General features: G+C 41.1%; 24 protein-coding genes. 5 read left to right on the forward strand and 19 right to left on the reverse strand.

Translation table 11 applies throughout. From position 1 onward, the window contains the following. Positions 1 to 572 precede the first annotated feature (572 nt). The gene (gene katG, locus B1F84_RS15140) at positions 573 to 2,753 is read right to left on the reverse strand and encodes a catalase/peroxidase HPI (protein ID WP_131691941.1); all 2,181 of its coding nucleotides are present in this window, start codon (positions 2,751 to 2,753) and stop codon (positions 573 to 575) included. 660 nt (positions 2,754 to 3,413) lie between these two features. Here katG and B1F84_RS15145 point away from each other — a divergent pair. Then, positions 3,414 to 4,298: a tetratricopeptide repeat protein gene (locus tag B1F84_RS15145; protein ID WP_131691942.1), complete on the forward strand. Its 885-nt coding sequence runs from the start codon at positions 3,414 to 3,416 to the stop codon at positions 4,296 to 4,298. Here B1F84_RS15145 and B1F84_RS15150 read toward each other — a convergent pair. From B1F84_RS15150 to B1F84_RS15170, 5 genes are all read right to left on the reverse strand, one after another. Beyond that, entirely contained in the window at positions 4,295 to 4,615 is a 321-nt protein-coding gene (locus tag B1F84_RS15150; protein WP_131691943.1) for a hypothetical protein, read from the reverse strand. The genes B1F84_RS15145 and B1F84_RS15150 overlap by 4 nt on opposite strands. A 9-nt stretch (positions 4,616 to 4,624) precedes the next feature. Then, a complete protein-coding gene (locus tag B1F84_RS15155) occupies positions 4,625 to 5,323 on the reverse strand; it encodes a nuclear transport factor 2 family protein (RefSeq protein ID WP_131691944.1) in 699 nt (232 codons plus the stop codon). 90 nt (positions 5,324 to 5,413) lie between these two features. Next, positions 5,414 to 6,157 (reverse strand): ferredoxin--NADP reductase, encoded by a 744-nt coding sequence (locus B1F84_RS15160; RefSeq protein WP_131691945.1) that lies wholly within the window; start codon positions 6,155 to 6,157, stop codon positions 5,414 to 5,416. Positions 6,158 to 7,583: 1,426 nt separating this feature from the next. After that, positions 7,584 to 8,285, reverse strand: a complete 702-nt coding sequence (deoD, locus tag B1F84_RS15165; protein ID WP_036955453.1) for a purine-nucleoside phosphorylase — start codon at positions 8,283 to 8,285, stop codon at positions 7,584 to 7,586. A 66-nt stretch (positions 8,286 to 8,351) separates the two neighbouring features. Continuing rightward, positions 8,352 to 9,569 carry a phosphopentomutase gene (locus B1F84_RS15170; RefSeq protein ID WP_131691946.1) on the reverse strand — a complete coding sequence of 406 codons (1,218 nt, stop codon included), beginning with the start codon at positions 9,567 to 9,569 and terminating at the stop codon, positions 8,352 to 8,354. Between the two features lie 192 nt (positions 9,570 to 9,761). Between B1F84_RS15170 and udk the strand changes: the two genes are divergently transcribed. Both udk and B1F84_RS15180 read left to right on the forward strand, forming a co-directional pair. Next, positions 9,762 to 10,391: a uridine kinase gene (udk, locus tag B1F84_RS15175; protein WP_008110733.1), complete on the forward strand. Its 630-nt coding sequence runs from the start codon at positions 9,762 to 9,764 to the stop codon at positions 10,389 to 10,391. A gap of 17 nt (positions 10,392 to 10,408) precedes the next feature. Continuing rightward, positions 10,409 to 11,632 (forward strand): NupC/NupG family nucleoside CNT transporter, encoded by a 1,224-nt coding sequence (locus tag B1F84_RS15180; protein WP_131691947.1) that lies wholly within the window; start codon positions 10,409 to 10,411, stop codon positions 11,630 to 11,632. Between the two features lie 499 nt (positions 11,633 to 12,131). On the opposite strand, the gene B1F84_RS15185 is transcribed toward B1F84_RS15180, so the two are convergent. The 13 genes from B1F84_RS15185 to B1F84_RS15245 all read right to left on the reverse strand — a co-directional run bounded on the left by B1F84_RS15185 (position 12,132) and on the right by B1F84_RS15245 (position 23,156). After that, complete coding sequence (locus B1F84_RS15185) at positions 12,132 to 12,854, reverse strand: transporter substrate-binding domain-containing protein (RefSeq protein WP_240702032.1); 723 nt, start codon at positions 12,852 to 12,854, stop codon at positions 12,132 to 12,134. A gap of 240 nt (positions 12,855 to 13,094) precedes the next feature. Next, positions 13,095 to 13,304, reverse strand: a complete 210-nt coding sequence (locus B1F84_RS15190) for a cold-shock protein (protein ID WP_008467029.1) — start codon at positions 13,302 to 13,304, stop codon at positions 13,095 to 13,097. Between the two features lie 259 nt (positions 13,305 to 13,563). Further along, the gene (locus tag B1F84_RS15195) at positions 13,564 to 14,262 is read right to left on the reverse strand and encodes a hypothetical protein (protein ID WP_240702039.1); all 699 of its coding nucleotides are present in this window, start codon (positions 14,260 to 14,262) and stop codon (positions 13,564 to 13,566) included. A 5-nt stretch (positions 14,263 to 14,267) separates the two neighbouring features. Beyond that, positions 14,268 to 15,008, reverse strand: coding sequence for an iron transporter (locus B1F84_RS15200; protein ID WP_131691950.1), 741 nt, complete (start codon positions 15,006 to 15,008; stop codon positions 14,268 to 14,270). Next, positions 14,995 to 15,348 carry a cupredoxin domain-containing protein gene (locus tag B1F84_RS15205; protein WP_008110741.1) on the reverse strand — a complete coding sequence of 118 codons (354 nt, stop codon included), beginning with the start codon at positions 15,346 to 15,348 and terminating at the stop codon, positions 14,995 to 14,997. Before B1F84_RS15205 ends, B1F84_RS15200 begins: the two co-directional genes overlap by 14 nt. Continuing rightward, positions 15,341 to 16,642, reverse strand: coding sequence for an ATP-binding protein (locus tag B1F84_RS15210; protein ID WP_131691951.1), 1,302 nt, complete (start codon positions 16,640 to 16,642; stop codon positions 15,341 to 15,343). Before B1F84_RS15210 ends, B1F84_RS15205 begins: the two co-directional genes overlap by 8 nt. Next, the gene (locus tag B1F84_RS15215; RefSeq protein ID WP_131691952.1) at positions 16,629 to 17,297 is read right to left on the reverse strand and encodes a response regulator transcription factor; all 669 of its coding nucleotides are present in this window, start codon (positions 17,295 to 17,297) and stop codon (positions 16,629 to 16,631) included. Before B1F84_RS15215 ends, B1F84_RS15210 begins: the two co-directional genes overlap by 14 nt. A gap of 11 nt (positions 17,298 to 17,308) precedes the next feature. Next, positions 17,309 to 17,956, reverse strand: coding sequence for a hypothetical protein (locus tag B1F84_RS15220; RefSeq protein WP_131691953.1), 648 nt, complete (start codon positions 17,954 to 17,956; stop codon positions 17,309 to 17,311). Between the two features lie 13 nt (positions 17,957 to 17,969). Continuing rightward, entirely contained in the window at positions 17,970 to 18,740 is a 771-nt protein-coding gene (locus B1F84_RS15225) for an SDR family oxidoreductase (protein ID WP_131691954.1), read from the reverse strand. Beyond that, positions 18,737 to 19,426: an iron-containing redox enzyme family protein gene (locus tag B1F84_RS15230; RefSeq protein ID WP_075170102.1), complete on the reverse strand. Its 690-nt coding sequence runs from the start codon at positions 19,424 to 19,426 to the stop codon at positions 18,737 to 18,739. The genes B1F84_RS15225 and B1F84_RS15230 overlap by 4 nt, the downstream gene beginning before the upstream one ends. Continuing rightward, positions 19,419 to 20,897, reverse strand: coding sequence for an AMP-binding protein (locus B1F84_RS15235; protein WP_131691955.1), 1,479 nt, complete (start codon positions 20,895 to 20,897; stop codon positions 19,419 to 19,421). The genes B1F84_RS15230 and B1F84_RS15235 overlap by 8 nt, the downstream gene beginning before the upstream one ends. Beyond that, entirely contained in the window at positions 20,894 to 21,547 is a 654-nt protein-coding gene (locus tag B1F84_RS15240) for a thermostable hemolysin (protein ID WP_131691956.1), read from the reverse strand. The genes B1F84_RS15235 and B1F84_RS15240 overlap by 4 nt, the downstream gene beginning before the upstream one ends. 94 nt (positions 21,548 to 21,641) lie before the next feature. Then, entirely contained in the window at positions 21,642 to 23,156 is a 1,515-nt protein-coding gene (locus tag B1F84_RS15245) for a sensor domain-containing diguanylate cyclase (RefSeq protein ID WP_131691957.1), read from the reverse strand. 303 nt (positions 23,157 to 23,459) lie between these two features. On the opposite strand from B1F84_RS15245, the gene B1F84_RS15250 reads away from it, so the two are divergent. Continuing rightward, positions 23,460 to 25,271 carry a glycoside hydrolase family 3 protein gene (locus B1F84_RS15250; protein ID WP_131691958.1) on the forward strand — a complete coding sequence of 604 codons (1,812 nt, stop codon included), beginning with the start codon at positions 23,460 to 23,462 and terminating at the stop codon, positions 25,269 to 25,271. A gap of 1 nt (position 25,272) precedes the next feature. Beyond that, complete coding sequence (locus tag B1F84_RS15255) at positions 25,273 to 26,007, forward strand: 5-oxoprolinase subunit PxpA (RefSeq protein ID WP_131691959.1); 735 nt, start codon at positions 25,273 to 25,275, stop codon at positions 26,005 to 26,007. The last annotated feature ends 124 nt before the right edge of the window (positions 26,008 to 26,131 follow it).

Raw genomic sequence — 26,131 nt, forward strand, 5'->3', positions numbered from 1 at the left:
CGGGGTTCGGGGTTCGGGGTTCGGGGTTCGGGGTTCGGGGTTCGGGGTTCGGGGTTCGGGGTTCGGGGTTCGGGGTTCGGGGTTCGGGGTTCGCCAAAATTATGCTTGGTATTAATTAAAACGCAATTGGTAATTTATTTATAAAAAAGCAAAGAAAGGCTGTGTTTTTTTGCTCATTTGTACTCGCTCTTTGCTCTTTGTGCAAATAGATTTTAAGTGATTTATTCACCACAGAGATTGTGAGACGCTGCGCTTTTAGAGGAAAAAAGCAACTATCAGGGTGTAGCAGCGATTTTATATCGCGTCAGGCCTAGGTCATTGCATTTTACCCGAACCTCGTAGCCCGTAGCCTTCTCATTTGCTCCTCATTTTCTTCTCTTTATGCAAATAGATTTTAAGTGACTTATTCACCACAGAGATTAAGAGACGCTGCGCTGAAAGAGTATGTTAAAGGTTTCAGCTTTTAGCACTAGCTTGCGCCTCGCAGCCCGTTGCCCGTTACCCGCAGCTCGTAACCTTTAAATAATATAAAAAAAGGAGCATTGCTGCTCCTTTTTAAATATTACTTAGATTTATTTAATATCAAACCTATCGGCGTTCATTACTTTTACCCATGCGTTTATGAAGTCATGTACAAAACAGGTTTTGTTGTCGTCTTGCGCATAAAACTCTGCCAATGCACGGAGGATTGAGTTTGAACCAAACACTAAATCAACCCGCGTAGCGGTGTACTTGGTTTTACCGCTTGCGCGATCAACTATGTTGTACTCGCCTTTACTTGCAGATTCCCAGCGGTTGTTCATGTCGGTTAAATTAACAAAGAAGTCGTTACTCAGTACGCCTACGTTGTCGGTAAATACGCCATGCTCACTATTACCATAGTTAGTGCCCAGTACGCGCATACCGCCTAGTAACACACTCATTTCTGGTGCGGTTAAGCCCATTAATTGGCTGCGCTCTAGTAATAGCTCCTCGGCTGATACGGCATAGTCTTTTTTCAACCAGTTTCTAAACCCATCATGAATTGGCTCAAGCACATCAAACGATTCTGTGTCGGTCATATCATCGCTAGCATCGCCACGGCCTGGGGCAAATGGTACGGTTATATCAACCCCAGCTTTTTTAGCCGCTTGCTCTACCGCAGCGGTACCGCCGAGCACAATTAAATCGGCCATGCTAACAGGCTTAGTTAAACCTGCTTGCAGTGTTTCAAGTGCGCTAAGTACTTTAGCTAAACGCGCTGGCTCGTTACCTTGCCAGTTATTTTGCGGCGCTAAGCGAATACGCGCGCCATTAGCACCACCACGGTGATCAGAGCCTCTGTAAGTTCGCGCGCTATCCCATGCGGTATTAATTAAGTCGGTTTCACTTAATCTACAATTAAGTAGTTTCACTTTTAAATCGGTTATTTCAGCGTCGCTTAGGGTGTAATCAACCGCAGGTATTGGATCTTGCCAAATTAAATCTTCGCTTGGCACATCGGCACCTAAATAGCGCGATTTTGGCCCTAAATCACGGTGGGTTAACTTAAACCATGCGCGAGCAAATACGTCAGTAAAGTACTCAAAATCGTTATTAAAGCGCTCAATAATTTTACGATATGCGGGGTCTAGCTTCATTGCCATATCCGCATCGGTCATTATTGGATTTAAACGAATTGATGAGTCTTCCACATCAACGGGTTTATCTTCTTCTTTAATATTAACCGGCTCCCACTGGTGTGCACCGGCAGGGCTTTTGGTTAGCTCCCACTCGTAATTAAGCAACAATTTACAGTAGCCGTTATCCCATTTGGTTGGGTAGGTTGTCCATGCGCCCTCAATACCTGAGGTCATGGTATCGCGGCCAATGCCACGCGTTTTATGATTATTCCAGCCTAGGCCTTGCTCGTGCACGTCGGCGGCTTCTGGCTCTGGGCCTAAGTTTTCTTCTTTACCGTTACCGTGGGTTTTACCTACCGTATGCCCGCCAACTGTTAGCGCCGCGGTTTCTTCGTCGTTCATTGCCATACGGGCAAAGGTTTCGCGCACTTGAGCTGCTGTTTTAAGCGGATCGGGCTTGCCATTAACCCCTTCTGGGTTTACATAAATTAAACCCATTTGCACAGCCGCTAATGGATTTTCCATGGTGTCGGGCTTATCAACCTGGGTATAACGCTCATCACTTGGCGCAAGCCACTCTTTTTCTGCGCCCCAGTAAACATCTTTTTCTGGATGCCAAATGTCTTCACGGCCGCCAGCAAAGCCAAAGGTTTTCAGTCCCATTGATTCATACGCCATATTACCGGCTAAAATCATCAGATCAGCCCATGAAAGCTTATTACCGTATTTCTTTTTAATTGGCCACAGCAAACGGCGAGCTTTATCTAGGTTAGCATTATCAGGCCATGAATTAAGTGGAGCAAAACGTTGATTACCTGTACCGCCACCGCCTCGGCCATCCGCTAAACGGTACGAGCCCGCAGCGTGCCATGCCATACGGATCATCAGGCCACCATAGTGCCCCCAATCTGCTGGCCACCATGGTTGGCTTTGGGTCATTAAGTTTTTCAGGTCGGTTTTAAGTGCTTCTAGATCGAGTGAGTTAAAAGCGTCGGCGTAATTAAAGTCGCTATCGTAGGGGCTAGTTTTACTATCGTGCTGATGGAGAATGTCTAAATTAAGTGAGTTTGGCCACCAATCTGTATTGGTGTTTTCGGTTGTAGTATTACTGCCGTGCATAACCGGGCATTTACCCGCTTTATGATTATCCATATTGAGCTCCTTTTAAAAAATAAATAAAAACGCCTATGCTTACTGTTATTGGCAATCACCAATTGGGAGCGTTCTTATGTATGGTCTCTACTTATTCAATATACTTGTAGCTGCTTTAATACGCTAGAGCAAGACGATGCTTTAAAACGATTACAATCATTTATAAATATGATGATGTTGCCAGCGGTGTGCTTAGTGCAAAATGAATATAAAACTTTTTATAAAATAGATGATCGTTATTAAAAATAGCCACGTAATGTATGCTGAAGGGTTTGAAAGTGACTTAGGTTTTCTTAAGTGCACAATGGAATACCCCCCTTCGCCATGAAATTATAGTTATAAAAGGTGTATAAGTTACTTATGCACCTTTATTTCTTCCTTATTTTTTATCTATTTGAATTTAGTTAAGTAAAAATTCAGGTAGGTGCACATACACTAGGCTTTATCTCCTATTGTTCCCTGAGATGTTGATGTAGTTTTTTCCAGTCCACTTTGGACTGGATTTTTTTTGCCTATAATTAAGTCACGTCCTCCTTAAAATTACCCAGGGTAAAACCTGGCACTATATATTTAGCATTGCGCGCTGCCACCCTAGTACCAATGATGTGCGCATGTTAAAGTTAGCAAAGCGATTAATTAATTTTTTAACTAGGCATATCAATGCGTTTTTATTTTTTACTATTTATTGTTTTTATAGGTGCTTTTTCATCTGCAGTACACGCTGCTGACAAAAGTACCGCCACTCTAGATGAACAACAGCAACGTGAACTAGCGCAGCTAGAAGCTCCAATGTATAAGCCATTACTTGAGCGTTATATTCTCGACGAATTAAAGTCGGTACGCCAAGATCAGCAAAAACTGCGTGAAGACGTTACCAAACAAGTTACCCATGCTCAGTTAGATACTGCCGATCGGGCGCTGACTTACACGACCGATACCATTAATAATGTATTTTTTATTATTACCGCCACCGCCTCTATTTTAGTATTAGTGGGCTGGAATTCATTACGTGATGTAAAAAATAAAGTAGAAGATATAGTAAACACTCGAGTGAGCGTTATCACTGACGAGTATGAAGACCGCTTGAAAATTTTAGAAGAAAAACTGCGAGTTCGCTCTGAAGAAATACTCAGTAACCAAGAACGCATATCGATCACCAACGAGGTGCATTCGTTATGGATGCGAGCCAACCTTGAAAGTGATATTGCCAATAAAATTGAAATATTCGATGAAATTTTAAAGCGCAAACCAGAAGATGTAGAAGCCATTGCCTACAAAGCGGATGCGTTATTAGAATTGAATGAAACCGAAAAAGCCATTGAGCTTTGCAATCAAGCCATTGATATAGATAGCGATTACGGTTATGCCTATTGGCAGAGAGCCTGTGCGTATGCTTTAACGCATGAACATGCAGATGCCTTAGCTGATATAAAAATGTCGCTTGAGTACTCACCTAACTTGCGTAACGAGCTACTTCACGAAAGTGCCTTTGCCAGCCTACATGATAACGATAGCTTTAATGCCATTGTTTCAAACGAAGCTTAGCGTTTAAAGTATAAGTCTATTGCTTTAGTGAGCAGCTCGTCGAGCTGCTCTTCAAAGTCTTCTATATTAATTTCAAAATGATTTAAGTACGCTTTAGCCTGTACCTGAGATAAATTGCGGCTTTTAACGCTGTATTGGCGCTCATCTTTTTGCTTGTCGTATCGAGGCAAAAATAATAACTGCGCATAATAAGGCGATTTAATATGCTTGTTCGCAAAGCGACAAAAGTCTTCAATGTGGTCTACGCCTTCAGGGCCTAAACAGCCGGGCTCTACACGATACATTACACGAATTTTTTTCTCGTCACTTAGCTGCATAATTAATAATTACCTAAAAAATAAAACTCTAACCACTTTGCCATCTTTAATCTGATAGCTTGAAATAAGCTCTGAACGTTTATCTATGACGTTCTCATCCGTTGAGCAGGTTTCTGATAGCTCATGGTCTATTACAATATCACCATGCACAATACGCTTAATGGGTGATGAGTGCAGACACTTAAGCTTTTTAAACATAATGCCATAACGCGCTATTAGTTTTTCTTTGCCTTTAAATAATAGCTCATTCGGGAAAATATAAAACTCAACATCTTCATCATACATGCGAATAAATTCTTCAATGTTACGTGCGTTGTAAGCATTTACTAATTGCTCAACAACAGCCAGTGACTCGCGCGACTGTTTTGCTTTGGCTTGTTGCCTTGCTGTAAGTGCCTCTTTTGCTTGTGTAACCGCTTGCTCCGCTTGCGCAACAGCCTGTGCTTTATCAGCTTTACTATTAGGCTTCTGTGCGGGCTTGGTTGATTCACTGCCCAGTACTTGAGAGTCATCTGCTTTTACTTTCTCAATAACTGGCTTTTTTAACGTGTTAGCCTCTTGACTTAATGTATCAAGCGCATCTTGTTGCGGTGCATTTTCTGGCTGCGTTTGTTTGGTCTCGTTCAGCGGTGTTGATTGCTCTATGGCATGACTGTTTAGTGTAAAAGCGGCGAATAAACAGACACAAATAATAAATGAAGATTTCATGGGTTTCCTAAGTACGAGGACTAAATGCAATTACAGCGCAACATAGCAAATTTTAGGCCTCTGAGATAGTTATTATAACGTTATAGCTTGCTACCAATACTGCTCAACCGTAATATGCCCCGGCTCTTTTCGACGATTACGCTTATAATTTTGAGCCAGCAATAACTCTGTAGTGTCTTTAACCATTTGTGGATTACCACACAGCATAAATTGAGCATTATTTGGCGTTGCCCATAACCCGACGTGCTCATACAAAGCATTATTTTCAATCACTGTGGTAATTCTACCTGCTAAGCCCTGTATAGGCGCTTCACGGCTAACAACCGGAATATAGTTAAGTTGACCAGGGTGTGATTTTATTAGTTTGTTAATAAGCTCCTGATAGCTTAAATCGCTACTTTGCCGTACACCATGCACTAAATTTATGTGTTTGTATTTTTGCCATACTTCGCTCTGCTGCAACATTGATAAAAATGGCCCAATTGCTGTACCTGTACTGAGCATCCACAATTGCTCACTCGCTGGCACTTCGTCAAGAGTAAAAAAGCCAGTCGCTCGGCGCTCTATTAATACGGTGTCACCTGGTTTTAGAGTGGCTAAATGAGAAGATAGTAAGCCATCAACTACGTTAATGAGGTAAAACTCTAAATCAGGGCTCTGGGGGGCATTAACATAAGAGTAGGCACGCGCTATACGTTTATCACCATTCATAATAGAGAGCTTAGTAAATTGCCCTGCTTTAAACGGCTCTACATCGGCGTGAACAGTTACGCTAAATAACGAGTCATTCCACCATTTAACTGACTTTACCGTGGCATCAATCCAATTAGACATAGTTACTCCAGAGTTTAAGGCGCGTTACTAGCTATCAGCTAAGAGTTTAAAATTGTTTATTTTAAAGGCACGATTTATAACTTAAACATTAGCATTAAGTTATAAATACTGACAGGGAAATAAATGACAAGACAACGGCTTCGGGTGATGAGCAGTGCTGAGCGAGTAAAAGCAAATGCCTACAAATACGCAATATAAAATCGCTGCTACGAAAGACGACATTTATTACTAAAAACAATTTTTCACCACAGAGGTTCCCGAGGCGCTTTGCGCTACACAGAGGAAGATTGGTATTTTTTAAACATTTCTCTGTGAACTCTGTGTTCTCGGTGGTAAATACATATCTGACGCGATATAAAATCGCTGCTACGAAAGGCACTTACTGCTAAAAACAATTTTTCACCACAGAGGGTTCCGAGGCGCTTTGCGCTGCACAGAGGAAGATGGGTATTTTTTAAGCATTTTTCTGTGAGCTCTGTGTTCTCGGTGGTAAATATTTATTTTTAATTAATGACCTTGCTCGGCATAAAGCCCGCCTACATTAAATTCAGAAGGTAACCATATCAGTAGTCGGGAGTTTACCTCGCGTATTTGTGTTTAATATCCTAGACCTGACGCGATATAAAATCGCTGCTACGAAAGGCACTTACTGCTAAAAACAATTTTTCACCACAGAGGGTTCCGAGGCGCTTTGCGCTGCACAGAGGAAGATGGTTTTTTTTAAGCATTTCTCTGCGAGCTCTGTGTTCTCGGTGGTAAATATTTATTTTTAATTAATGACTTTGCACGGCATAAAGCCCGCCTACATTAAATTCAGAAGGTAACCATATCAGTAGTCGGGAGTTTACCTCGCGTATTTGTGTTTAATATCCTAGACCTGACGCGATATAAAATCGCTGCTACGAAAGGCACTTACTGCTAAAAACATTTTTTCACCACAGAGGGTTCCGAGGCGCTTTGCGCTACACAGAGGAAGATGGGTGTTTTTAAACATTTCTCTGTGAACTCTGTGTTCTCGGTGGTAAATATTTATTTTTAATTAATGATCTTACGCGGCATAAAGCCCCAACTACAGTAAATCCGATTATTAATCATACCCTTAGGCGGGAGTTTACCTCGCGCATTTTAATATGACGTCTAAAATCTAATCTTGTTTGAACACAGAGGAGCAAATGAGAGTAAATGAGAAGGCAACGGGCTTCTAGGAACGAGCAGCGAGCTAGCGCTAAAACCTGAAATCTAGTACCTGTAACCTAAAACCTAGGAACATAAAGCCCGTAACCCGAAGCTCGCACCAAAATCTCAGGCATAAAAAAAGCCGCATAAAATGCGGCTTTGGGGTTTAGTCTCACTTCACTTTGGGCGTGTCTCCAAAACTTAGTGAATACGTTACCAAGGAACTGTTGTATTTAACCTGAACTCTGGATTAAATTGACTCTAGGGCAATTTTAACCATTTCGTTGAACGTGGTTTGACGCTCATCTGCAGGTGTTGCTTCACCGGTGATCACGTGATCGCTGACGGTAAATAAAGCCATTGCTTTTGCGCCATACTCTGCTGCTACGCCGTATAAGCCAGCGGTTTCCATGTCTACAGCAAGTACACCTAGTTTGTCTAAGTCTTTGTAGAAAGTGTCATCAGCTTGATAAAAAGTATCGGTAGTAAATACGTTACCTACTTTTGCATCAATGCCTAAATCTTTAGCCGCATTAACGCCGTTTAAAAGTAATTCAAAGTTAGCAATCGCTGCAAAGTCAGTACCACGAACACGGGCACGGTTTACGTTTGAATCTGTGCTTGCGCCTTGGGCAAAAATTACGTCGCGAATTTTAATATCGCTGCCAATACCACCACAGGTACCAATACGGATAATATTTTTAACGCCAAAACTAACAATCAGCTCACGAGCATAAATTGACATTGAAGGAATGCCCATGCCAGAACCCATAATGCTCACTGGCTTACCTTTGTAAGTTCCAGTAAAGCCGTACATGTTACGTACGCCGGTTACTTGGACTGCATCATCTAAAAAGTTTTCAGCAATATATTGTGCGCGTAGCGGATCGCCTGGCATTAATACTGTTTCGGCAAAATCACCTACGTTTGCACTGATATGCGGAGTACTCATTGATTGTTTTCCTTTTGTTTGGCTAAAAGCCCTATTACTTTAAAAATATAGTAGCGTATTTTTAAATTACTTAACTGTATTTAGCTTATCGACAAAGCCATCACCATACTCTAACGCTTTTAAGTTAAACCATTGCGCAAGTGTTTGACCGATATCAGCAAAGCTATTGCGTTCACCCAGTGGCGTGTTGTTCATTCCTGGCTGATAAGCAATAACTGGCACATACTCACGAGTGTGCTCTGACCCTGGAAAGGTCGGGTCACAGCCATGATCGGCGGTGATCATTAATAAATCATCCGGCTTTAATTGCGCTAAAATAGTTGGTAAGTAATCATCAAACTCTTTTAACGCTTTAGCATAGCCTACAGGATTGCGGCGATGGCCAAACTTCTCATCAAAATCAACCAAATTGGTAAAAATCAAACTGTGATCAGGCGCAGTTGCCATCACTTCGCTGGTTTTTTCTAGCAAGTTCATTAACCCTGGCGCTTTGTGCTTTTGGGTAATGCCTTGGTGCGCGTAAATATCTGAAATTTTACCAATACTAATCACTTCGCCACCGTCTTGTGCAAGTACATCAAGCAATGTTGGCGAAGGGGGTAATACTGAATAATCACGACGATTACCGGTTCTGGCAAAGTCTTGATTGTTTGAACCCAAAAATGGCCGCGCAATCACTCGTCCTATATTCATTTCATCAAGCAGCGCCCGTGCGATTTCGCAAACTTGATAAAGCTTCTCTAGGCCGAATGATTCTTCATGCGCGGCTATTTGAAACACACTATCAGCTGAGGTGTAACAGATTGGTTTACCTGTTTTTACGTGCTCTTCACCTAGCTGCTCTAAAATGGTGGTTCCCGATGCATGGCAATTGCCTAATATGCCCGGAATACCTGTACGAGCAATAAACTCGTCAACAAATTCTTGTGGGAAGCTCGGTTGTGTTTTTGGGAAATATCCCCAATCAAATAACACTGGCACGCCAGCCATTTCCCAATGACCCGATGGCGTGTCTTTACCGCTTGAAAGCTCTTTTGCGTAACCCCATGCGCCTTGTGGCTCATTTCGGTCAGCAATTAAACAGGGTTCTTTACCAGCGGCTTCACATGCATCTACTAACCCTAGTTTTGAAAGGTTAGGAAGCGAAAGCTTACTGCCAGTTTCGTCATAATATGCCTTGAGTAAATGTGCGAATGTATTAGCACCTACATCACCGAATTTATCTGCATCGGGTGCTGCACCAATTCCTAAACTATCCGCCATTAAGATAATTGCTCTTGCCATTGTGACCTCACATCTGTTCTAGGTGGTTACTTTATCTGCTCTTCGATTTTTCCGTACAGGACATAAGTCCTGTTTCATAAAACCTAAACATTATAAATTTGCACTCTTAAGCGAAGCAAAAGAGATTAATCGTGTCTTTTTTGCTATTGTGATCTACCAACAATATATCCTTCTGTGTGGGTGAGAACTTTAGTGACACGAACTATTATAGCTATTGCAGGCGCATCGGCGTCGGGCAAATCTCTATTTAGCCAAACTATTTACAATGAATTGGTAAATGAGCTTGAACCAGGCGCTATCGCCATTATTGAAGAAGATGCTTATTACAAGGATCAATCGCATTTGCCGATGGCACATCGTACGCAAACGAACTACGACCATCCTGATGCGTTTGAACACGAATTAATGCTTGAGCATCTAACACAACTTCGTAATGGCCACTCAGTTGAAGTACCAACTTATGATTATGCCCAACATACACGCAGCGATAAAACACGCCGTGTGGCTTCGGCTAAAATACTCATTGTAGAAGGTATTTTATTACTGAGCGATAAAGCGCTTAATAAAGAATTTGATATCAAGGTGTTTATAGATACACCGCTAGATATTTGTTTAATGCGCCGAATGCAACGCGACATGGAACAAAGAGGCAGAACATTACAATCTGTTGTTGAGCAATATCAAGCAACTGTTAGACCGATGTTTTATCAATTTATTGAGCCTTCAAAGCATAACGCTGATTTAGTTGTGACTCGAGGCGGTATGAATCGCGTTGCGATTGATATTATAAAAAGTAAAATAAAGTACATTTTACAAGAATAACAACGGGAAACGTTTGTATGACAACATTTATGAGCTTAGTAGGCATGATGGTGCTACTAGGCATTGCCTTTGCAGCCTCAACTAATCGCAAAGCAATAAAACTAAGAACCGTGGGTATCGCATTTTTAATGCAAGTGATTATCGGCGGATTTGTACTGTTTTTTGAAGCAGGCAAAAATGTATTAGCGAGTATGTCTCGCGCCGTTTCATCGGTTATTGGTTATGCCAACGATGGAATTAGCTTTTTATTTGGCCCATTAGCTTCGCAAGATACGCTAGGGTTTATTTTTGCAATTCAAGTATTGCCCGTTATTGTGTTTTTCTCAGCGTTGGTCGCTGTGTTATACCACCTAGGCATTATGGATTGGATTATTAAAATTTTGGGTGGCGGTTTACAAAAATTATTGAAAACCTCACGCACCGAGTCGCTTTCAGCCACAGCAAATATTTTTGTTGGCCAAACTGAAGCACCTTTAATTGTTAAACCGTTTATTGCAACCATGACCAAGTCGGAATTGTTTGCCGTAATGGTTGGTGGTTTAGCCACCGTAGCAGGCTCTGTAATGGCCGGTTATGTAATTATTGGTGTTGACCTTAAGTATTTAATTGCAGCCAGCTTTATGGCGGCACCAGGTGGTTTCTTAATGGCAAAAATGATAGTGCCAGAGACAGAAACACCTAAAGATGATTTAGCCGATATAGATTTAGGCGATGACAAACCGGTTAATGTTATTGATGCAGCAGCATCAGGCGCAGCAAACGGTATGCAGTTGGCACTTAACGTAGGTGCAATGCTACTTGCTTTCGTTGCGTTAATTGCTTTATTAAACGGTTTATTAGGCGGTATTGGTGGGTTATTTGATTACCCTACATTAACGCTACAAGAAATTTTAGGCTACTTATTTGCCCCTGTTGCATGGTTACTAGGAGTACCGTGGAATGAGGCAATTATAGCCGGCAGCTTTATTGGTCAAAAGTTAGTGGTAAATGAGTTTGTTGCTTACTTAGACTTTATAAATTATCGCGATACGTTAAGTGCGCATACACAAGCAATTGTTACTTTTGCATTGTGTGGCTTTGCTAACTTATCATCGATAGCCATTTTACTAGGTGGATTAGGCGGTATGGCGCCTAGTCGGCGAAAGGATATCGCACGCTTAGGGCTCAGAGCAGTGTTAGCAGGATCTATGGCTAACCTTATGAGCGCAGCAATTGCTGGGTTTTTCCTCTCGCTAGCTTAGAAACTTAATGAGATGATCCATCTGTTGCAAAACAATAGGATAGCGCTTTAAGGGGTTAAAGCACTATCTGACTTGAACGATACTTCACCAAGGGCCGCAAGGCCCTTTTATCGTTTTAGTACCTCTACTTTTTAAATCCTTTTAATATCTTCGTTAATTCTCACGTTCTCTCTACGATTAATACCAATTCGCTTAATTAAGCAGTCTATTTTGAGGCTGGAAAAACGTGTTGATAGCAAGGCAAAAAATTTGCTATTTATTTGTTCTCGTCAATTGCTCCTGCATTGCTCTACCTTCTGCATCCATGCAGTCGTAAATGAGAATTTTTTAACGCAGGTAGCGACACGTTTAGCCCCGTAAAATGATTAAGTATTATTCAGCACAGGCAGAGTGTTAAGGTCATTATGCCGTAGCAGTTAATAACGGTGAAGAAATGCCTGAGAGACTAACGAGCAGTGAAATGCTATGCGTTTAGCTATGATGTCGGATAGCGATGAATTTAATTTTTAACATAACGTTTAATGTAAGGTTCATAGCCAGATTCTGCTTTAAGTTGCTTTAGAGCTTGATTAAAACGTTCCACCACCACGGGGGAGGCAGCCTTATTAAAACCAATATAATTGCCTTTTAGCTCATCTACATGAATTTGTTTAAGCTTTACTAGGTCATTCCTTGAATAGCCAAATGGTTCAGTTTGATGGCCAATGGTAAAGTCAGATCCAATAATTAAATCGATGCGTTTTTTAAAAAACAGTCGCATAAATGAGTCAGCTTCGCTAAATAACAATAAGTTTTTATCGGCTACAAACCCAAGTCGACGCACCAGCATTTCATAAATGTCACCTCGCACTATGCCTAGCGAGTAGTTTTTAGCTTGTGTGATGTCGTCCATCACAATATGTTCACTGGTTTTTAATTTATAAAAATAGGTTTGATTTGACACCAAAGGGCCAACCCATTCAAAAAGAGGCACTCGCTCTTGCGTTTTTGCTAAAGAAATAATGGCTGACTGTGGGTTATTTTGCACTAAATGGTAAGCGCGCTTCCAAGGTAGCATAATAAACTCGCACGCTATGGCTGCTCGCTCACAGGTATCTTTTACTATGTCATGATTGATACCGGCCAATTGACCAGTATTATCTTTAAAATTGTACGGGGGAAAACTTTCGGTATAAATAACCAGTTTAGGCTCAGCAGCCTGAATATTTTGGCTAAATAACAACCCTAAAGCTAATAATATAAATTTATAGATACACACCCCCTGTGGTTTAAGTATTAACTTTAACCTAGAAACCCCATAGAGACTATTAATTTATAGCACTGTTTATGATGTGAAAGTAGCAATGGACGTAAATAGAAACATAAATGACTGAAATAATGGAGCTGTGGTGGGCAGATCTTAAATTTTAGGCACAAAAAAAGCGCCTTAAGCGCTTTTTTTCATTTTACTTAAAAAGTAAAATTATAGAGCTGTGATGTTATCAGCTTGAGGACCTTTTTGACCTTGTGAAAGAGTGAACTCTACACGTTGGCCTTCAGCTAAAGTTTTGAAACCTTCGCTTTTGATTGCTGAGAAATGTGCGAAAACGTCTGGACCGTTTTCTTGCTCGATGAAACCAAAACCTTTAGACTCGTTGAACCACTTAACTGTACCTGATACGATGTTAGACATAGTATTATTCCTGATATAAAAATTAAATTGTGCCCTAGTGGGCGGTGTAGCAAAAAATGAGATGGTACTTAAAAACTTCAGGACGGTACTACAAGTATTACTTATACAACAACGAAATGGAGATTTATAAATTACATGCTTTCTTTCTAGCTGCGGCCTACTATATAGAGTTACAGTGACAAGTCAACCTTTTATGCAATTTAATTAATAAAATAACGCTCGTAACCCACTTTATACATTAAGTACTTGTTTAAGCAGCTTAAAACTCAAACTCTAACGCCATTCTAAAGCTATGATTCTTCTCTGACTGGCTGATTTCAGTAATAAAACCGGCTTCCCACTTTAATTGTTTTTGCCCATCAAAGCGGTGTAAACCAATAAACCCTGGACCAATACCCACAAAGTCTTCCCCTAAATACATTTCAATCGCGGGTTGAAATGCAGAACGATAGCGGTAACGATACTGCGCTCTAAACTCACTTTCCCACTCGTTTTCTATGTCTTGCCCCCACTCATACACTAAAAAAGCATTAAGCGTTAAACTGGCGCGACCTATCTCTTTTTCAACTACAAATCCCGTTGTGGCTTCAAAAACATCTTTGGTGTGTTGTTTTTCTAGTTCAAACAAAGCGCCCCAATCGGCCCATAATCGGCCTTGTTCTATTAGTTGCCATCTAAGCTCCAATTCATATGCTTGTAAGCCAAAGTCGCCGTTGTCGTCTCGCTCACCCACTAAATAACCTTCGAGTGCCATGGTATCGTTAATTGCCCCGCCCAACCCTAAACGCTGCGCTAAAATATTGCCGCTGTCAGTTTGGTGCGATACGAATCGCCATTCGACCTCGCGTTCAAACGGTAAAACGTACGGGTGATATACTTTATCCACCACCATTCCGTCGGCGTGCGCGTATGTGGGTATCAATAAACCAATTAACATAGCACCTGCAAATAACTTCATTGCCTTCATGATTGTTCCTTAGCCATTGATTTAGGAATAAAATAACAAACAGATAAAAAGACCACGCTGCTTAGGATATAACTTAAAACACTGGTTAAATTAGGTGTGGCCTCATAACCAATAAACGCACGCAACATACGCCCAAACTCTGAATTTTCGGTTAAAATAGCACGTAAATCCCAAACCGTTGCGGTTGTTGCTATCACATCAATTTGACTGGCTAAATCCAGTGCTACCACTAGTTTTGCTGCACTATTTAGTGCTAGTAACAGTAAAATAGAGGAAAGTCCGAAACGCTGTTTAATGGCACTCAATAAAAAGTACAGCAACACACTAAAACTACTACATATCCCAAGCCCTAAAAAAGTGCCAATAAATAAGCTTTGTGCCGCTTCGTTGCTTTGCCAAAATCCAATTAAATAAATTATGTAATGACTCAAATAAAGTGTCATCACACTCATAATTGCGATAATAAAAGCAGCTGTTGCTCGTTTAACGGCGTAGTGCAGTGCACTGAAAAAAATTAAAATACACAAGCCAATCTGAGTATATTCTAAACCTTGGTAATCGAACCAAGGGCTAATAATCGGGGCGCTTTTTACAAATAAAAATGTTAAGCCTATACCTAAACCAAGCATACCCAGCAACCGTAGCAAACTTTGCTTGGCAATCACTTGAAGCAAAATAAGTAAAATGGCGACTGGCAGTAACTGATTGAGGCTCATCACTAAACTAGTTATTAGCATTGGGTTGCTCCTTATCAGTGACAATAACAGCACCGCGCGCAGTATTTGGCGAAAACTCACCAAAAAATTCATAGCGGCCAGGTGTTAATGGCCCAATATAAATCACGCTTTTGCGATTAGGGTAAAGCACTTTCTCTCGGTTGAGATCAAAGCTGTCGAATTCTTCAGGCGTACTATCTTGATTTTCGATTAACAAGCGTACCTTTTTATTAGCTGGCACGACGATTTCTGCGGGGTAAAACAAATGATCTTTAAGTACAACTAAATACTCTTTGCTAACAACATTAAATGACAAAAATATGCAGCAATATAAGTAAGGGCTAATAAGTCGTTTAATCACATTTAGCTCCTGCAAAAACCACCTGCACCTTTAAGCCGCCCAAAGCGCTATCCGTTAAATTAATCTGGGCGTTATAAATAGCGATAATATGCTGAACTATTGCCATGCCCAAGCCAGCTCCCTGCTCACCTGAAGGATGTTGATCGCCGCCAACGCGATAAAAGCGATTAAATACTCGTTTTTTTTGCTCATCCGTCATACCTGGGCCACTGTCTTCTATTTGCCAAATACGCTGCCTGTGCGTTTGATTTAGGGTTATTTTTATTTGTCCATTTGCTGGCGTGTACTTAATGGCGTTACTGAGTAAATTTGAAATCAACGTCACTAAGGTAAATTCATCACCATTAATAATAAAGTCATCCCCATCAAGGCTGATGGAATGATTTTTAGCCGCCAATTTATCATATAACTGGCTAACCACGGCTTGGCTAATGCCCAATAATGACTGTTCTTTAAATTGCTTTTGCCACTGCTCTGGCTGAGTGCGTCCGAGGATCAACATTTGCTCTACGATATTGGTGAGTCGATTAATACCTTGAGTCATGGCTTGTAACTCTTGGTTATCACCTTGCTGCGCCGCAAGATTATGCACATTTATTTTTAAGCTACTCAAAGGAGTGCGTAACTCATGTGCCGCATCAGAGGCAAAAAAGCGTTCTCGTAAATAGGCGGTTTCTACGCGTTTAAATAAGTCGTTCAAACGGCTGATCACCGGTTTTATTTCTTCATCGGTTACCTGCCAATTAATAGCAGTAAAGTCATTTGCTTGGCGCTGTGCTAGTTGCCTTGATAAGCGTGTTAATGGGGCTAATGCGTACTTCACAAAAAAGCTGATAAACAAAGCAAGTAAAGGAACCGCCCAGAGCATAGGTAGCATGGCCGACAAAATAACTGCTTCAGCGAGTTCAAATCGTTTAGCTATTGGCTCGACAACAACCACGGTGCGCAAAGAGGTTTTAAACACAAACACTCGCATGCGCTGACCTGCAATATTTAGCGTTTGAAAACCTGCTTGATAGTGGCTCAAATCAAGATTCAGCTCATCAGAGCCGCTCAGTAGTTCACCTGCTTGCCAAATTTGGTACAACAACTGCGAGCTTTCTTGGGTTTTAGGCGCCATAGCATTACTCGATAAAGGCTGTTGCATCAACACGCCTGCCACTACTTTTAGCTCGCTATCGAGTAACTGCTCACCATGGCTCATGCTTTTTTGATAGCCTTTAACTAAGGCTAAAAAGCAGGTTAATACCATCATTGACAGTAAAATAAGCGTCAGCCGTTTACGAATTGACATTTTTTCCTACTACGTAGCCAATACCGCGGAGAGTTTTAATAAAATCGCTAGGGAATTTTTTTCTTAAGTGATGAATATGTACTTCAATGGTGTTGGAGCCAACTTCTTCTCCCCACTGGTATAGCTTGTTTTCTAGCTGCTGTTTAGATTGCACTCTGCCTTGGTTTTCTAATAACGCTTTTAGCAGCATATATTCTTTGCGAGGCAAAGAAAGCGGTTCATTAGCTAAAGTGACCGTGTGTGCAGACGTATCCATGGTCACTTCACCACACTGTAATAAACTCGACTGAGCTTGATTTACTCGTCGGCTCGCCACACGCAAGCGAGCAAATAACTCGGCGGGCTCAAACGGTTTAGCTAAATAATCATCAGCGCCCATATCAAGCCCTTGCACCTTGTCATCTATGCTACTGCGCGCAGTAAGTATCACCACCGGAATGATTTTTTTTTGCGCTTTTATGTGCTTTAAAATTTGTGAACCATCACCATCGGGTAAACCTAGGTCAAGTATAACCAACTCTATTTCACCACTGCCTAAGCATTGCAATGCATGCTTAACCGTTGCGCTATGCTCTACACTGTAGCCTTCTTGGCGCAATGAGCGGCAAAGCCCTTGCGCCACAAGATGATCATCTTCAACTAATAATAAATGCATTGTTTATTTTGTTATCTCTTAAGTTTTTTATCTACTTTAGCTAATAAAGAGCTAATTGCTTGTTGACGATATTTATCAGCTTTAGCACGAGTATCACGAATACCTGCTGCTTGCGCAACTAACAAATGGGCTTTAGCTTGTTTGTATTGGCGTTCATCATATAAAAACTCACCATACAAGTAGTTAGTATCAATGCCTTTTTTGTTAAAAGCGAGCGCTTGCTTAAAAAATTTATCTGCGGTGTCATCATCACCAAAACCAATAGGCCACCCCGGTACTTTACTGTATAAGGTTGCTAGGCTGGCATACGCTGAGCCACCTAAAGCACTGTCGTCTATTTTAAGGGCTTGCTCTAATGACGCTTTTGCATCTTTAGCATAACCGAGCGCCCCTAACCCGCCTTTTGCGCCAGCAAAACTGGCCAGTACAATGCCGTTCCACGTATAGCTATTTGCTGAATCAGGGTAGCTTTCAATAAATTGAGCACTTTGCTCACTTAGTTGAGTAAAGGCTTTGATTTGGGCATCATCTTTAAGCTCATAATTAGCGACAGCCCACTGCTGTTGAATAGCGAGTAAATCGCTTTGTTCGTCTGAAAATACCGGCGATGAAAACACACTAACAATGCTTAAATAAGCTACTAAAGTAAATTTTTTCATAATAAATCCTCTATTAACTTAAAAACTGTTTTATTTTAGGGAGCTGTTTAGCAATTGCGTTATCCACAATACGTGGAAAAACACCATTGATACGTGCAAAAAGTTTCTCAGGAAAACCAATAAATCGTCTGGTTTTATTTGAGTTTAATAACGCAACTAACTCATCAGCCACCAACTGCGGGGAGTCCATTTGATTACCAAGCGCCTTATTCATTGCTCGTGTTTGTGCATCATTAATATCTGTATCGGTTGCTCTTGGTGCTAAATAACTAACTTTAACGGGTGTATCTGAAAGCTCTCGTGATAGCGCTTCGCTAAAACCACGTAAACCGAACTTACTAGCACAGTAAAGTGTTTGATATGGGTAACCTATACTGCCAAATGACGACCCAACATTAACTATGGAGCCTTTATTCGCATGCAATTGCGCTAAAAACAGCTGACATAATTTCATAGGGACGGCTAAATTAGTGCTCAGTAGATTATCAATTTGCTCACTACTCGATGCACTTAAGCTTTGCATTACATTAATGCCTGCATTGTTTATGAGTAACTTAGCGCCCCCTAATTTTTTGGCTTTAATGGCGAGTGCCAACATGTTTTCGGCAACCGTTAAATCCCCCACAAAAACCATACTACCGGGACATTGGCTACTTAGCGTATTGAGGGCATCACTATTTCGCCCTACCAAAAGTAACTGCCAACCTTGGCCGTGTAGTGTTTTGGCAATGGCTTGACCAATTCCACCTGTCGCACCAGTTAATACACATAAGCCGGTATTCATGCATGTTGCTCTTGTGCTGATGCTTTAAAAAACGGCTCGTCATCTAAAGCGCGAAAAATATCGCCGTACAAACGGTAAAAACATTTTGCGCCATGTAAAATAGCCTGCTGATCCGCCTCGTCAGTAATTTGATTCATTAAGTTTTCAAAAAACTTAACATGCTCTATATCAAGCGCGCCGTGAGAGGTTAAATAGCTAAACGCTTTTTTAGGAAGCCCTATTGCATTCGCTATGTTTGATGCGGCTCCATCAGCAAGCGCAATTGAGGTCCCCTCTAATACGTGCACCATGCCAAAAAAGCTAAGCGGATTTTTACGTGCAATACTATCGTAGGCATACGACACCATCATTTCAGTGGCGAATTGTGGCTGACTATGGCGCACACATTCTTTGTCAAACCCACAGGCTGCAATATCGTTTAGCACCCACTCTTGATGACCAATTTCTTCTTCAATATATTCAGCTACCGCTTCGCGTAACCATTCTTGCTCGTCAGTTAAACGTGCGCCAAGTGACATCATTAAAGGAACGGTGTGTTTTACATGATGATAAGCCTGCGCTAAAAACGATGCATACTCTTCAAGCGTTGCTTGTCCGTTAAATACACGCTGTATAATTGGCGCAGCTAATAAGTACTCACGCTCGTTTTGAGTTTGTGCTTTTAATGTATTAAAAAAATCACTCATGGATCACTTCTCCAAGTCGGTAGAACTGTTCAAAAATAGGGCTATAGTGCTGACTAATTGCCGCTCGTTTAGGACGATTATTAGCGGTTAATAATCCTTGCTGCTCGTTTAAAGGTTGGGCTAAACGGTGCCACTTTTTAATCTGTGCGTAGTCAGGAAGTTGCTGGTTTACTGTTTTTAAATGTGCTTTTAATTGCGCATCACTAAACTTGGGAGCCGCATAAATAAGCGCGCTTAAAAATGGCTGGCTTTCACCAAACACCACCGCTTGCTGTATCGCACTTTGGCTTAAAATTAATGATTCAGGCCATTCGGCGCTAACATTACGCCCCATACTGGTGATGATCAGATTTTTTACTCGCCCTTTTATGTACAGCTTATTATTACGCTTAGATACTAAGTCGCCAGTGGCGTACCAGGTATTTGGGTTATGCGGCGCTTGATTTAAATACCCTAAAAATAACGCTCCTTTAATAAATAACTCATCATTTTCAACTTTCGTTTCAACGTGCCCTAATACTTCACCAGCACTATTTATATCGTCATAGTTGGGGGTGTTTAAACTCACTACTGAAGCCGCCTCGGACAAACCATAACCTTGATAAACCGGTAGGTTATATTCTCGTGCAGTTAAAATTAAAGATTCACTAACCCGTGCTCCGCCAACAGCAATAAACTTAAGTGACTTTGGTGGCTGCCAGCCTTGTTTTGCAAAGGCAACTAAACACGTTAATAACTCAGGCACTAAAATAAGGGTGTTAGGTTTTACACTATCGATTGCACCAATGAGTTTGTTAGGTTTTTTTAACCCTGAGCCAACAAAACCTAATTCGTTTAGCGGCATTAAATGTACACAACCGTCACTTAACAAAGGCGCATACACACCCGCTATATTTTCCAATAGTACTGGCAGCGGAAGTAAGCATAAATGCACGGGGTTACTAATGTTTATTTGCTCACATAATGACTGAGCTACCTGCATCTGGCTTTGTGTTGATAGGCACACCCCTTTTGGCTCGCCAGTAGAACCTGAAGTAAAGGTAATTTTTTGCGTACCAGTAAAATAGTCCACGGGCTCAATCGCATCGAGCTGATAAATATAAAGGGTATAATGCTCAAATAATGTTACCGACAATGAATGCTTACCAAGCGAATGACGAGGCATATCACTAATAAAAAACTGCGCACCGCATTGCGCTAGCACATACTGTGTTTGCTGCTGACTAAAAAAATGGGCGATAGGCACCGCAACCTTGTTTGCAGCACTGGTTGCGGCATCAACAACCAGCCAAGCTGGAGTATTATCAAGCTGGAAGGCCATTGCACCAGAATCTAAAGCGTTAAAAATAGCTGTAAGCTTATTAGTTTCTTGTTGTAACTCCAAAACGCTAATAGGCATCACTTTATTGGCTAAGTAACTAACAACCACTGGCTCATTCGCTACCTTATTAATATTATTTAATAGGCTCATAAGCTCCCCAACGCAGTCATCAAGGCATTAATTTGTTGTGTATTTTGCTGTTTAATATTTAACAGCATGGGTGTGTTAAGTACTTGCTGATGTGCCTGCGCTAAATTAACAATGCACACCGTAGGCTGGTTCTCATAATAACTACCCCAGCTCTTTGGCTGTTCTACTACAGTGCTATTAGCCAGTGCAATTTCGTTGCAGGTAACACCTAGTAGGCGCAGTAAGGCGCGTACTTTTTTGGTAGCGCAAAACACTAAGTAGCTCGCACCAAAGCCGCGCAAAGCTTCATTTACAATAATAAAATGAGATAACGTGGCTTTACGATGTGTTGAGCATAGATTACCTAGCTCAAACACCTTATTTCGCGGTGTGCCTGGTGGTAAAAATTTTTCAATGGCCGCAGCTAAATATTGCTCAATAAATAAAGCAGAGGTTGCACTTCTTAAACCCAAAGTGCACTGACCTTGCACAGTTTGGTACTGGCATAGTAACGGCATAAATGAAGTAAGATGAGCATTGTACGCCGTTAAAAACCCTTGTTTAACGGTGTTTTCAAGGCGCTGGCGGTGCTCATCATTTTGCGTAGCAGTAAAAAAATGAAAAGGCTGTTGAAACCGCACAGCGGGGGAATGATGTTGAGCTAGTTGCATAAAAGCATCGCCTGTATTAAATCTATAGATAAAATTTAATCAGTGAAACTTAAATAAAACTTAAGGTAAGTTAATTTTAAAAAAAATTTAATTTTTAGCTGGCTATCACACACTTATTTCGGCCTGTTTCTTTGGCGTGATAGAGCGCTTTGTCAGCACATTTATATACTTGGTCAATATCATCACTATGTTGTGGCCAAGTGGCGATACCAATAGATACATTTATATAGCCTACTTTTGCCATTAATGTGCTGGCTACTTGGTTGCGTAAACGCTCAGCAATAACAAACGCACTATCACTATTTTCGTTAGGTAACACTAGTAAAAACTCTTCCCCACCGGTGCGTGCCACAATATCGTGCTTGCGCGATAGCGATTGTATAATGTGAGTAAGTGTTTTTAATACTTCATCACCCGTATCATGACCAAATGTATCATTAACCCGTTTAAAAAAGTCGATATCAATTTCAAGCACAGCAAACGGTATATGTTTATCCATTAGGTTTTCAAGCAATATGTTTAAGCCACGTCTGTTATGCGCGCCAGTTAGCGGATCGGTAAGTGCATCTTGACGTAATTGCCCCATTTGCGATTGCAAAACATGAACGCCTTCTAACATCGCGTGTTTAAGCTGGTTACTTTCGAAGTACCAAGACTTAATACCTTTAAGATGATCCACGTTTTTCTTATCGGTTGATAAATTGGCGCTATCGGCTAATAACCTTAACGGCTTAGCAATATAGTGAGCTAACATAGCTATTAATAAAAAAGTAATGAGTACTATGGGTAACATTCGTTTAAGCACCAGCCCTTGAAAAGTGTCTAACTTAGCAAGTGTTGCTGCTTCACTTCGCTGCGCAACAATCCCCCAATTAGCAAGCCCTACGTGGGAAAATCCGGCCAGCATTGTCACTCCCTGACTATTTATAACTCGAGTGTATCCATCTTCACCTTGCAACACTCGCTCTATTACTGGGTTATTAAATACTTGCTCACCAATGCGCTGAGACTCAGGATGATAAAGTAAGGTTTTGTTGTCAGCGACCACATAAAAGTACGCTCCGCCATCGTAACTATGCTGTTTTAACAAGGCATTTAAAATACTTTGCTGCTCTAAATAAAAGCTACCGCCAATATAACCATAATAATTCCCTGCCAGATCAAACAGAGGATAGGAGACAACAATAATTAAATTATTAGCCAGCGAAATGTAAGGCAGGCTAACCTGCGGCTGCTGTGATTTAAGAGCCTGCTTAGAGTGGACTGAATTAACAGTTTTATTAATTATATTTAAAGACACAGGTGAAGCTGCTTTAACCACACCTTGCATGTTTATGGCAACTGAATTAAAGCTATGTGTCTGATTTAAAAGTCGGTCGGTTTCAGCTTGGAGTAACTCAGTGTTAGTAATATCTTCAGCAATAATTTTGGCTGAAAATTCTAGCTGCTGCATTGCCGCTGCTAAAAAATGCTCAGTTGCTGAGGCTAACTTACTGGCAAATACATGATTACTTTGCAGGGTATCTTCTATTACCCGTTCTTTTTGCACTTGATAACTAATATATAAACCACTAAACAAAATAGCAGCTGCAGCGGGTATAGCTAACAAAAGAATTAATTGCCTTAGGTTAAAAGTAAATGGTAATCGAAAACGCAAATTAATATCATCCTAAGCAAATAAAAACGACTGCTATGCACTGCATACACCATTAATATAATACATAAATAGAACTAAGTAGCCTAATTTTTGTTATTTTAAGGATAATTAAATCATACAGTTTATATTTGCTGGTTTTTGCAGTTAAGCTCAATAATAGTTAAGCTGCATGCACTTTATTTTTATTTAGCCTTGAGGTGTGTGTTGCTAAATAAGTACTTGTTATCGTCTTCTCTTTTTTTAATCGGATGTTTCATGCCAATAAAATCTTCTTTTGCCGATTCTTCGCTGTCACTTAAACAGCAACTTGGGCAAAAGCTCATGCTCGATTTGCGCTATTTTTGTCACCAAGGCAGTAGCCAACGCTGCAGAACGCCATTAACCGAATTGCCCGATGAATTAGCAAAAGCAATTAGCCGTTATGATATTGGCGGGGTAATTTTATTTTCTGAAAACACCCAAAACATAGAACAAATAATTAGCCTTAATCAGCAGCTACAACAAGCTGCATCTAAATCTAAGTCAGGCCTACCACTGTTTATTTCTATTGACCAAGAAGGCGGACGTGTAGCTCGTTTACCGCGCGATGTGGCCACCTCATTCACCGGTAATATGTCAATTGGCGCAACTTACCCTGAGCATGGCACTTATTTCGCAACCCAAACGGCGAACGTATTGGCTGCTGAGCTCTCAGCGCTTGGCATTAATGTAAATTATGCGCCTACAGTTGATGTGAACATGAATCCTGACAATCCGGTCATTAATGTACGCTCTTTTAGTGAAAACCCCAATGAAGTAGCGGTACTGGGTGCGGCACAAGTTAGTGAATTTGAAAAAAACGGGATTATTAGCGCTATAAAACACTTTCCAGGACATGGCGATACCAATGTAGACAGCCATACAGGCTTACCTAAGGTAATGCATTCAAAAGAGGTTATTTACGCCCAAGATTTAGCACCATTTAAACAGATTATTGAGCAGCATAGTCCGGGTATGATAATGACTGCGCATATTCAATACCCTGAGCTTGATAGCAGCACATTAACTAATGTAGACGGTAAGCAAATGATTAAACCCGCGACCATGTCGCGTAAAATCATGACCGATATCCTTCGCGATGAGCTGAACTATCAAGGTGTAGTGGTAACTGATGCACTTGATATGGCCGGTATTAGCCATTTTTTCAGCCCAACTCAAGCGATTATAAACACCTTTGCAGCAGGGGTTGATATTGCGCTAATGCCAATAGAAATTAGAACGCCTGAGGATATAAATAAACTTGATGCGCTCATTGACTCTTTAGTCAGTGCAGTTAAAACAAAACAACTAAACGCAGACGAAATTGCCCATTCGACGCAGCGTATTACCTCGCTTAAACATCAATTTAAATTACACGCTTTGCCTAACCCCATTAATGCATTAGCCAATGCCAAACAGGTTATTGGTAATAAAGCACATCGTGAATTAGAAGCATCACTGGCGTTAGCGGCAATTACCCAAATAAAAAACAACAATAACACTTTGCCGCTTAAACTTAGCGCGGATCAGCATATTCATATTATTATGCCCGACACCCGCAAGTGTATGGCAATGCAACAAGCAATTAGTGCGTTAAGTTCACAACCACTCAGTTTTAGTTGCAGCAGCTTACAGGGCTTTGATCCAAGTGAAGCGCAGCGCAACATAAACCAAGCAAGTATTGTTATTGCTGGCAATGCAACGCCGAATCAAAGTGCAGTGGAAATTGGCGGTATGGATGACTTAGCCGATAACCCAAACTTTGCCTTAAATAACGCAGAGCAACCTAAAGCGCTTGAGTCATTACTAAAAATGGCTAAACAAAAACACACTCCAACGGTATTAATTAGTTTGCGAGCACCGTATGACATTGCACAATTTGGTCACTATGCTGATGCAGTGCTTGCTTCCTACGCTTATAATATTGATGTGGATAAAAACGAGCTGGTATCAGGGCCTGCTTTTACTGCATTGGCGAAAGTATTATTAGGCCAAGCTCCAGCCAAAGGCCAATTACCGGTAACAATTAAACAATCGAAGAGCCATTAATATGAAACTTAATTGTGATTTAGGCGAGAGCTTTGGCGCATGGCAAATGGGCCTTGATAACGATGTTATGCCCCATATTGATATGGCAAATATTGCTTGTGGCTTTCATGCAGGTGATTCGAGTGTAATGGCGCATACCCTAAAGCTAGCTAAACAACATAATGTTATGATTGGCGCTCACCCAAGCTACCCCGATAAACAAGGATTTGGTAGGCGTTCAATGAGCATGAGCGTGGCTGAGCTCACTCAGTGTTTGCACTATCAAATAGCCGCCCTTGATGGCATGGCAAAAGTACAAGGGCTAACCCTTAGCTATGTAAAACCCCATGGTGCGTTATATAACGACATGATGACAAACCAGCAACTACTCACCACTGTTATGGGTGCAGTTGCCAGTTACCCTGCAAACTTAAAGTTAATGATACTCGCCACAGCCGATGCCAAGCTACATCAAACCATGGCTCGCCACCTTGGGCTCACACTCGTATTAGAAGCGTTCGCAGACAGGCAGTACACTGACCAAGGGTACTTAGTATCACGAAATATAGCCGGCAGTGTGCATAACAAAGACGCATTATTAGCTCAGGTTAAGCAGCTTTTAGCCAGTAACAGTGTGACTACTCAATCTGGAAAATCGTTAACACTAGTCGCTGACAGTGTTTGCGTGCATGGCGATAACCCCCAAGGCATTGCAATTATTGAAGAGATAAAAGCGCTTTGCTCAGCCAATAACTAAAGTCAAAAAAACAGATTAAGCTGTAAACCCCCTTTACAGCTTTTGCTTTCTTTTACCACCTGCATTCATTGGTAGTTTTAAATGCGAGCTTCGTCGCATCTGACTATAAATTATCCCTCTACTA

Origin of the sequence: Pseudoalteromonas sp. DL-6 (assembly GCF_004328665.1) — a bacterium.
Lineage (GTDB): Bacteria > Pseudomonadota > Gammaproteobacteria > Enterobacterales > Alteromonadaceae > Pseudoalteromonas.

Bases quoted from the DNA above. Each gene is read 5' to 3' on its own strand.
- B1F84_RS15250 (WP_131691958.1), top strand. From the start codon at position 23,460: ATGCCAATAAAATCTTCTTTTGCCGATTCTTCGCTGTCACTTAAACAG.
- B1F84_RS15255 (WP_131691959.1), top strand. From the start codon at position 25,273: ATGAAACTTAATTGTGATTTAGGCGAGAGCTTTGGCGCATGGCAAATG.
- B1F84_RS15210 (WP_131691951.1), bottom strand. From the start codon at position 16,642: ATGTCAATTCGTAAACGGCTGACGCTTATTTTACTGTCAATGATGGTA.
- B1F84_RS15235 (WP_131691955.1), bottom strand. From the start codon at position 20,897: ATGAGCCTATTAAATAATATTAATAAGGTAGCGAATGAGCCAGTGGTT.
- deoD (WP_036955453.1), bottom strand. From the start codon at position 8,285: ATGAGTACTCCGCATATCAGTGCAAACGTAGGTGATTTTGCCGAAACA.
- B1F84_RS15170 (WP_131691946.1), bottom strand. From the start codon at position 9,569: ATGGCAAGAGCAATTATCTTAATGGCGGATAGTTTAGGAATTGGTGCA.
- B1F84_RS15190 (WP_008467029.1), bottom strand. From the start codon at position 13,304: ATGTCTAACATCGTATCAGGTACAGTTAAGTGGTTCAACGAGTCTAAA.
- B1F84_RS15150 (WP_131691943.1), bottom strand. From the start codon at position 4,615: ATGCAGCTAAGTGACGAGAAAAAAATTCGTGTAATGTATCGTGTAGAG.
- B1F84_RS15220 (WP_131691953.1), bottom strand. From the start codon at position 17,956: ATGAAAAAATTTACTTTAGTAGCTTATTTAAGCATTGTTAGTGTGTTT.
- B1F84_RS15240 (WP_131691956.1), bottom strand. From the start codon at position 21,547: ATGCAACTAGCTCAACATCATTCCCCCGCTGTGCGGTTTCAACAGCCT.
- B1F84_RS15155 (WP_131691944.1), bottom strand. From the start codon at position 5,323: ATGAAATCTTCATTTATTATTTGTGTCTGTTTATTCGCCGCTTTTACA.
- B1F84_RS15230 (WP_075170102.1), bottom strand. From the start codon at position 19,426: ATGAGTGATTTTTTTAATACATTAAAAGCACAAACTCAAAACGAGCGT.
- B1F84_RS15225 (WP_131691954.1), bottom strand. From the start codon at position 18,740: ATGAATACCGGCTTATGTGTATTAACTGGTGCGACAGGTGGAATTGGT.
- B1F84_RS15160 (WP_131691945.1), bottom strand. From the start codon at position 6,157: ATGTCTAATTGGATTGATGCCACGGTAAAGTCAGTTAAATGGTGGAAT.
- B1F84_RS15145 (WP_131691942.1), top strand. From the start codon at position 3,414: ATGCGTTTTTATTTTTTACTATTTATTGTTTTTATAGGTGCTTTTTCA.
- B1F84_RS15215 (WP_131691952.1), bottom strand. From the start codon at position 17,297: ATGCATTTATTATTAGTTGAAGATGATCATCTTGTGGCGCAAGGGCTT.
- B1F84_RS15180 (WP_131691947.1), top strand. From the start codon at position 10,409: ATGACAACATTTATGAGCTTAGTAGGCATGATGGTGCTACTAGGCATT.
- B1F84_RS15195 (WP_240702039.1), bottom strand. From the start codon at position 14,262: ATGAAGTTATTTGCAGGTGCTATGTTAATTGGTTTATTGATACCCACA.
- B1F84_RS15200 (WP_131691950.1), bottom strand. From the start codon at position 15,008: ATGCTAATAACTAGTTTAGTGATGAGCCTCAATCAGTTACTGCCAGTC.
- katG (WP_131691941.1), bottom strand. From the start codon at position 2,753: ATGGATAATCATAAAGCGGGTAAATGCCCGGTTATGCACGGCAGTAAT.